The 8,743-nt window shown below is 35.0% G+C and carries 6 protein-coding genes; 1 reads left to right on the top strand and 5 read right to left on the bottom strand.

The features are described 5' to 3' along the window. The first annotated feature begins 135 nt into the window (after positions 1 to 135). Entirely contained in the window at positions 136 to 1,008 is an 873-nt protein-coding gene (locus QZ659_RS15340; protein WP_291727019.1) for a lysophospholipid acyltransferase family protein, read from the top strand. Between the two features lie 172 nt (positions 1,009 to 1,180). Here the strand turns inward: QZ659_RS15340 and QZ659_RS15335 are convergent, their stop codons facing one another. From QZ659_RS15335 to rocD, 5 genes are all read right to left on the bottom strand, one after another. Next, complete coding sequence (locus QZ659_RS15335; RefSeq protein WP_291727017.1) at positions 1,181 to 2,569, bottom strand: di-heme oxidoredictase family protein; 1,389 nt, start codon at positions 2,567 to 2,569, stop codon at positions 1,181 to 1,183. A 21-nt stretch (positions 2,570 to 2,590) separates the two neighbouring features. Continuing rightward, positions 2,591 to 3,271, bottom strand: coding sequence for a hypothetical protein (locus QZ659_RS15330; RefSeq protein WP_291727015.1), 681 nt, complete (start codon positions 3,269 to 3,271; stop codon positions 2,591 to 2,593). A 23-nt stretch (positions 3,272 to 3,294) separates the two neighbouring features. Beyond that, on the bottom strand, positions 3,295 to 4,491 hold the full coding sequence (locus QZ659_RS15325) for an imelysin family protein (protein ID WP_291727013.1): 1,197 nt from the start codon (positions 4,489 to 4,491) through the stop codon (positions 3,295 to 3,297). Positions 4,492 to 5,021: 530 nt separating this feature from the next. After that, positions 5,022 to 7,151: an amino acid carrier protein gene (locus QZ659_RS15320; protein ID WP_291727011.1), complete on the bottom strand. Its 2,130-nt coding sequence runs from the start codon at positions 7,149 to 7,151 to the stop codon at positions 5,022 to 5,024. A gap of 291 nt (positions 7,152 to 7,442) precedes the next feature. Then, complete coding sequence (gene rocD / locus QZ659_RS15315) at positions 7,443 to 8,693, bottom strand: ornithine--oxo-acid transaminase (RefSeq protein ID WP_291727009.1); 1,251 nt, start codon at positions 8,691 to 8,693, stop codon at positions 7,443 to 7,445. Positions 8,694 to 8,743 lie beyond the last annotated feature (50 nt).

Genomic DNA, 8,743 nt, shown 5'->3' with positions numbered 1-8,743 from the left:
ATGCTAAAACACCAACGAATGGTACTTTTTCCCTGTTCTGTGACTCACAGAACAGCAAATATCTATGGATGTCCAGTACTCTAAAAAACGACACACCTAATACTACCAAGTTTTATAATTTTTATCTATAAAATAATGGAAACAAACACGTCTATACCTACCGAAGAAGAAGAAAATAAAATACAGTCTCCTAAGAAATTTAGGAGGCGAAATAAAGTTCGCTCTAAGAAGCAAAAAATGTCTTGGATAAGCAAAGTCAAGAAATTTAAACTTATTCGTAAAGACCCTTTTGGAAATTTTGTTTTTCTGAAAAGAATGCTTGTGAGTGTTTTGGGAGCAGCTACGTATCCACGTTTTAATATCCTCAACAAAACTAAAGTTGAAGGGGCAGAACACCTTATCAACCTTCCCAACAAAGGTGTAATGTTTATCTCTAATCATCAGACCTATTTTGCAGATGTAATGGTGATGTATCACGTTTTTTGTAGTGTAAAATGGAAGTTCAAAAATATTAACTTCCCTGTCTATTTGCTCAACCCACGTACAAAAATGTTTTATGTAGCTGCCGAAGAGACGATGAAAGACGGAGGCTGGCTACCCAAAGTTTTGGCTTACACAGGCGCAGTAACCATAAAAAGAAGTTGGCGTTCGAAAGGGCAAGAAGTAAGTCGTGGAGCAGATACATCAGCTCCAAACAAAATCAAACAAGCCTTAAATGAAGGTTGGGTAGTAACTTTTCCTCAAGGAACAACAAAAGCATTTGCTCCAGTAAGAAAAGGCTCTGCTCACCTAATTCAAGAATTAAAACCAATAGTTGTCCCTGTTTACATCAATGGTTTTAGAAGAGCTTTCGATAAAAAAGGATTCTTTTTGAAAAAACGAGGTACAGAACTACAAGTAACTTTCAAAAAACCTGTTCAGTTTACAGACGAACATACTATTGAAGATATTCAGAAGTTTATTGAAAAACACGTAAAGCTCCCTGATGAGATGAAAACTATAAAATAGTTTAGAGTACTGGACATGAGATAAAAAGTTGTTGGCGTCGCTGTCGCTTAAACAACAAAGAACGGCACTTTTCCCTGTTCTGTGAGTTACAGAACAGCAATATCTATGATGTCCAGTACTCTAAAATATTTATAAAAAAAGGCTTGAAAACAGAATTTCAAGCCTTTTTTATTTACAATGAATTTAGAAAAGTTAGCAAATCAGTTCTGCTGTCTTTTGAAAGTTTTATATACTTTTCTTTACTATTTTCTGCTTCTCCTCCATGCCACAAGATAGCTTCTTCTATCGTTTTAGCTCTTCCATCATGCATAAAAGTAGCTAAAGGATTAACTCGCTGAATCATTCCTAGTCCCCAAAGTGGAGGAGTTCTCCACTCATTGCCAGTTGCTCCAAAATCTGGACGGTTATCTGCCAATTCATCTCCCATATCATGTAAAAGCAAATCTGTATAAGGATAAATAGTTTGATTGGAAAGTGCTTTTATTTCATGAAAATCTGTTTTCATTTTTGGAATATGACATTTGTTACAATTCAAATTAGAGAATAATTCTTTCCCTCTCAAAACTTGTGTATTCTCAGCATCACGACGGGCAGGTACAGCAAGGGTTTGGCAATACAAAACTACTTTTGCCAGTTTTGATTCACTAATTTCCATTTCTTCCTCTGTACTTCCAGAAATAGCGTCTTTACAATTTTGCTGAATATCTGTGCAGTTTTCTATCGGATGAATAGAAGATGTAATTCCCATATCTCCATTAAATGCTCCTGCTACCTGTTCTCTGATTGTTGCTTGATTGGCTTTTAATCCAAAACGACCTAATTTTACTTGTCCTGTTTCAGCTTCCAAAACATAATTTGGCTTACCAGAAATACCGTCGTTGTTCATATCATTTTCATCAGCAAAAGACAGAATGGTTTGTTCAGAGACTGCTTCCAAAAGCCCTAAGCCTGCAATATGTGGGGCAAGACGAGGAGAAACAACTGTATTTGGATGCACATTTCCATAATTCATTTTATCGAAATTATAAATAGGCTTTTGAAGTGTGTAAGTTGTTCCATCTGTAAAATTTCCTGTAATAGTTTGATGAGAAATAGAAATATTTCCTTCTGGTTCAATACCAAAAATAGCTTGACTAGAAAGCTGGCTGCCGTATGTAGGCTCATTTTCGTATTTTATGCCATTTCTGACACTTAATTTTATCACTAAGGCAACAATATCATCTCCAGTGTTTTGGGGAAGATTTCCACGCCCATCAAAGGCATGACATCCAGAACAAGAACGTGCGCTAAAAAAAGCTCCCAAACCATCTAACCCTACAGTAGAAGATGGAGCCATTACCCAGTTGGCTTTAAAAAAAGAATTTCCTGTTACAAATTGCCCATTTTCTTCAGCAGTAAGCCCATTGGCAGCGTGTCCGAAAGCATTTACAGATTGGTCGAAGGTGGTAGCATTTCCTCCAGCATAAATTTCACTTTCTTCAAAAATAGGCTCGTCTTTTTCATCTTGACAAGAAAATAAAAGGAAAGTAGAACAAAGTAAAGTTAGAAAGTAAAAACGCATTAGTTTGTTGATAATTTTAGCTTAAAAATTTTGATATAATCTATTTATATATTCTTTGTTTTCAATCAACTTATCCATGCTTATCTCAAAAGTATGGACATTTTTTAGGTTAGGAAAGCTAATTTTTCCTTTTACTAATGATATAGAACACAGTAAATTGAGGTAGTTTACGATAAGCAGAAGTTTTTGAATATTATTTGTCTTTACCTTAGTAAATCCTAATTTACTCGCTGTTCTCTCATTTATAATGTAGCTTGTTCCCTGTATTTTTAGACTTTTTGTTTTATTTTTATCTTTTACTTCATATTCTGAAATAAGATTTAAAATTCCTTCTAAGTATTTTTTCAAAACGAATTTTGATTGCCCTGCATTTTTAGTGTTTTTATCGAAGAAAAAAAAGTAATCAAATAGAGTCCCACCATGTATATAAATCATCCCCTTTTTTTCTTTCTCTACGATAAATAAAGATGAATAATAAATAAGTTGCCCACTTTTTATTTGAGCAGGAACATCAAAAAAAGGGGCAATTATGGTAAGAGAAAGACTGATAAGAATCCAAATAAGAAAACCTAAGTTGAGATAATAAACTATTATACCAATAACTAATAAGACAAGAAGAGAGAACAAAGCAATCTTGAATTGTATTGTTTTTTGTTCTCTCTTTGTCTTTAAGAAAAAAGGATGTTCGAAAGTAGGATTCATTTACAAATATAAATGATACAGTGTTATTCCAAAACAACGTTAATTCCATATAAAGAAGCCAATTCTAAAATCATATCAGCTTGTTCTGTGAGTGTTTGTACACATTCTTGAAGTCTAGCTCGCCCTGCTGGTTCTACCATTTCAGTTTCAAAAGGATTCTGAACAGCATTTACATTTACCATAGTTTGATTCATTTTAGCATCTAAAGCATCTGTTTTTTCAGCATCAGCATTTCTGAAAATATCTGAAATACTTGTTCCAGAAATAACAGTTCCATCTACTCTTGTGTATCTTCCGAAATATACATTATCAATAGCAAGTGCATTGGTTACTACGTCTCTGTCTGTATTATCACTAAAACAAGAGTGTTCGTTTTCTCTGTCTGGCTCGTCTAAAGCCACAAAAATACGCTCTCCTGCTAATTCGCCTTTGCTAAGAGAGGCTATTCCTACCAATACTTCTAACAAACGAGCTTTTGGGTTCGAACTATTCTCAAAAGAGGCTCTATAATTTCCTTCTGTTTCAGGCTTCCATTCGTTTAAGACAAATTGTAAATGGTCTAGTAATAAACTAGAAGCTGTAAGAAGATAAGTTTTTCTGCGCTCTGCATTTTCAGCAGTTGTGAAATCTGTGAAAGAGCGATTTCCTCCTCCTGCACCAAGTTCTGTATCTTGTCCCCAAAGTAAAAATTCGATGGCATGGTAACCTGTACTTACGTTGGTTTCCCCATCTTTTTCATTAGCATCTATCAATGTTTGTTTGTCAATAGTTGGAAAATCTGTTGGGTTATTAATAATTCCTGTTGTTGGATTTCCTTCTACATAATCAATGTATGACTCGTCTAAAGGCCAAGCATTGATAAAGCCTTCTACACCTTCGTCTCCATCAATAGGACCTCCATAAAAACGATATGATTCTGTTTGTCCGTAAGGTTCTCTGGCAGCTTTCCAAGCTGTTTTTGCAGCTTCTAAACTAGATTGTGAAGGACTTTGAACAAATGCTTTGATAGCATCATCTAATAATTTTGCTGTATTGTAGCTGTCTTCATAAGAAGCATAAACAATATTTGCATAGTTAGATAAAAAACTATTGGCTTGCGTTTCATCTAGTTTTATTTGAGTTTCTTCATCTTCATTTTTTTCATCTTTACAAGAAGAGAAAAATAGGCTACTACAACACATAAAAAACAAAAGCAAGAAAGAGATTGATATTTTTTTCATTATTGTGGCTTTAAATTTTTGATTTGTTTGAACTATATTAAAAACTTATTTAAGAATGAGAATACAGCTAATAGTTTTAGTTTATAATCTCAATTTTATTGAAAAATAGGTGTTCTCAAATAACCTATAAATATTGTTCTTATTTAGACTAATTATTAATAGCAATTGCAAATTTAGCTCTATGATTTTATAAAAACAAGTGTTATTTAGATTAATTCTACATAAAATGGAAAAGACCTAGAAAATAAATTTCTAAGTCTTTAGTTTTCAAGATGATATTGAAAGATTATTTTTTGTTTCCTTCATTTTGTCTTGGAATGGGTAAACCTAACTTTGCTAATGGAATGTAGTTGAAAAAATAATAGCAATACGGCAGTACTGATGCAATTTTTAGGTGTAGTTTAGTTTTCATATTGGTATTAGTATTATTTCCATTTAATGTTTCTAGCCTTTTTTCTACTACATAAAAAAACACTACTTTCTAAATTTTTAGAGAGTAGTGTTTTGAGGGTATTATAAATTATTGATTCTTACTTAAATTTCTTTATTTCTCCAGATTTGACTTTGTTGAAGTAGGTTCTCAAATCTTTCCGTACTTCAGGAGAAAGCAATATCAGACCTAAAATATTTGGAAATGCCATTCCCAAAATCATCATATCTGAAAAATCTACTACTGCACCAAGCTCAATAGAAGCTCCAATTACTACAAAGATTAAGAAAATACCTTTGTAAACTAAGCTGGCAATTTTGCCTTGTCCAAACAAATACGACCAAGCTCTTTCTCCGTAATATGACCAAGAAACCATTGTTGAGAAGGCAAAAAGTACAATAGCAACTGTTAGAACATAAGGAAACCAAGGAATTGATTTTCCGAAAGCTCTTGAGGTCAATAAAGCACCTGATAAACCTTCTTGGTTAGCGTATTCTCCTGTAAAGATGATAACAAGTGCTGTCATTGTACAAACGATTACAGTATCAATAAATGGCTCTAAAAGAGCTACAATTCCTTCACTCACAGGTTCGTCTGTTTTGGCTGCCGAGTGAGCAATAGAAGCCGAACCTACACCAGCTTCATTTGAGAAGGCTGCACGACGGAAACCTTGAATCAAAACACCAATAAAACCACCAGCAGCAGCTTCTGCATTGAATGCCCCATCAAAAATTAACATAAGAGCATCCCCAACAGATTCAATATTGATAACAATTACAGTAAGAGCTGCCAAAACGTAGATTCCACACATAAAAGGAACAATCTTATCTGTTACCTTCGCAATACTTTTAATTCCTCCAATGATGACAACACCAACTATCACAGCGAAACCAATACCAAACCAAACACCATTTCCTGCCAAAGCTGGAATTTGTCCTTGCAACTGGTCAAAGGCTTGATTGACTTGGAACATATTTCCACCTCCAAAGGAACCTCCTACACAAAGTACAGCAAACACCACTGCCAAAATCTTCCCTAGTGTTCCCATACGCTTTTTAGCCAGTCCTTGACTTAGATAATACATCGGACCTCCAAAAACTGTCCCTTCTTTATCAATGATTCTATATTTTACACCAAGCGTACATTCTACAAACTTAGAAGACATTCCTAAAAGTCCTGCCGTAATCATCCAAAAAGTCGCTCCTGGTCCTCCGACAGAAATGGCAATCGCTACACTAGCAATATTTCCTAGTCCAACTGTTGCAGAAAGTGCTGTTGTAAGAGCTTGAAAGTGTGAAACTTCTCCGTGGTCGTGGCTTGGGTCATCAAATTTTCCACTTACTAAATCGATAGCGTGTTTAAATCCTCTAAAGTTGATAAAATTCATTTTGATAGTGAAGAAGGTAGCGCCTAAAACGAGCCAAAATACTACTAAAGGAATTGATTTTGTTTGTGGCGTTCCGTTTGGATTCAGAAGTGGCTGTTCTTGGTCGTAGTCAATAGTTCCTAATGCACCTCCATTTGTACGTACAACATCACGAGCATCTTTATTTTGATTTACATCATAGACAGTCATCCCTTCTTTCAAGACAATATTTACTGTTCCATCAAACTGTGCATAAATTTCTCTATCATCTTTGTTGGAAGTTACTGTCGCAATCATATCTCCCTTCTTAACTTTTGCCTTATCTTCTACTAACCACTTTTTTACTGTGATTTGAGTTAAAGACTTATCCATCACATAAGGAGGCTTTATTTTTCCTTCTTTTATCTTAATTTTTGGGTCGTATATTCCAATGGCTGCAAAAGGGTCAAAGAAAAGAACAGTAGCCATTGCTCCCACAAGAGGAGTAAATGTAGCATTTAAGTTTTCTCCTCCAGACTCTGGCTCTACAGTAGCACTAAACTTTGCTTCTTGATCGTTAGCATCTTTTACAGTTAGAGAAACTGCTGCACCTTCTGTATTTCCTTTACAAGTGTCTGCCACGATAGGCGTGCCTGCATTAGACCAATAATAGCGATAAGGTGGTGTTCCTCCTTGTATTTTAGCCACCACAATTCCGTCATTTATGCTCGGGCTTGGGTTGATAGTTTCTAATTTTCCTGTCAGTTCATTTTGAGAAAAAGCAGTAAAAGAAAATAGGATAGAAAGCAGTAAGGTAAATAGAAAAACTCCACTTTTTTGTAGTAGTTTTTTAGTGGTAGAGTTTTCTTTAACGGAATAATTCATAGGGAAATACAATTATATTTTAATAAATAGTTGGGTAAACTAAGTTTAGTTGAAATATTGTTTATGCTGGTTCACAAATTAAACAGATATGCAAATTAAGGCAAAATTTACTTTAAATAACATAAAAGTTACTAAAAAAGGCTCACTTTTAAGACTTAGAATAGTTTTTTATACAATCTTTTACTGTTTGTATGTCTTTGTTTGAAACAAAAAAACGAATCTCATTTTCTGAGATTCGTTTTGATTGCTAACCCTAAACGAGTACTGAAAACTATCGTTTAGGGTTGAAAACTACTTCTTAAATTCCAAAACAGTTTTTTCAATAATCTGACAACATTCTAACAACTGCTCTTCGCTCATTACGAGTGGTGGCGCAAAGCGAATGATGTTTCCATGTGTTGGTTTGGCAAGTAATCCGTTTTCTTTCAAAGCTACACACAAATCCCAAGCTGTTGAGCTTTCTGGAGAATCGTTGATAACCACAGCATTTAGAAGTCCTTTTCCACGAACAAGCTCTACCAAGTCAGATTTATCAGCTAATTCTTGCATCTTCTGACGGAAAAATTTTCCTAACTCCTCTGCTCTTTCAGAAAGTTTTTCGTTTTTAACTACTTCCAATGCTGCCATTGCTACCTTACAAGCGAGTGGATTGCCACCAAACGTAGAGCCGTGTTCCCCTGGTTTGATAGTAAGCATAATTTCGTGGCTAGAAAGCACAGCCGAAACAGGAAAAACACCACCAGAAAGAGCTTTACCCAAAATCAAAATATCTGGCTTAAAACCTGCGTGGTCGCAGCATACTAATTTTCCTGTACGTGCGATACCTGTCTGAACTTCATCAGCAATAAATAAAACGTTCTTAGACTTACAAAGCTCATAGGCACTTTTCAAATATCCTTCGTCTGGAACAACTACTCCAGCTTCTCCTTGTATTGGTTCAACCATAAAACCAGCTACATTTGGGTCTTCTAAGGCTTTTTCTAAAGCTGCTAAATCGTTGTATTTTACAATCTCAAACCCAGGGAGGTAAGGACCATAATCGCTGTACGCACTTGGGTCTGTAGAAGAAGAAACGGCTGCAAGCGTACGTCCCCAAAAGTTATTTTCTGCAAAAAGTATTTTAGCTTTATTTTCTTCAATGCCTTTTACTTTATATGCCCACTTACGACAAAGTTTTATGGCAGTTTCTCCACCCTCTACACCTGTATTCATTGGCAAAACTCTATCATAGCCGAAAAACTCTGTCATAAATTTTTCGTATTCTCCCAAAACGTTGTTGTAGAAAGCACGAGACGTAAGGGTTAGTTTTTGAGCCTGTTCTGTAAGAGCTTTGATAATATGTGGATGGCAATGTCCTTGATTTACAGCACTATAAGCAGAAAGGAAATCATAATATTTTTTTCCGTCTGTATCCCAAACGTGAACGCCCTCGCCTTTTTCCAACACTACAGGAAGTGGATGGTAGTTGTGCGCTCCATAATTGTCTTCTAAATCGATGTATTTTTGCTGACCTGCTGATACGTTTTGTGTTTCTGTAAGCATAGTTATTGTTTATTTAGATAGTTTGTTTGTTGATTATTAAATTAAACTTA

Origin of the sequence: Bernardetia sp., assembly GCF_020630935.1 — a bacterium.
Lineage (GTDB): Bacteria > Bacteroidota > Bacteroidia > Cytophagales > Bernardetiaceae > Bernardetia.
The sequence above is the reverse complement of the archived record's forward strand: the minus strand, read 5'-3'. Positions and strand labels throughout refer to the sequence as shown.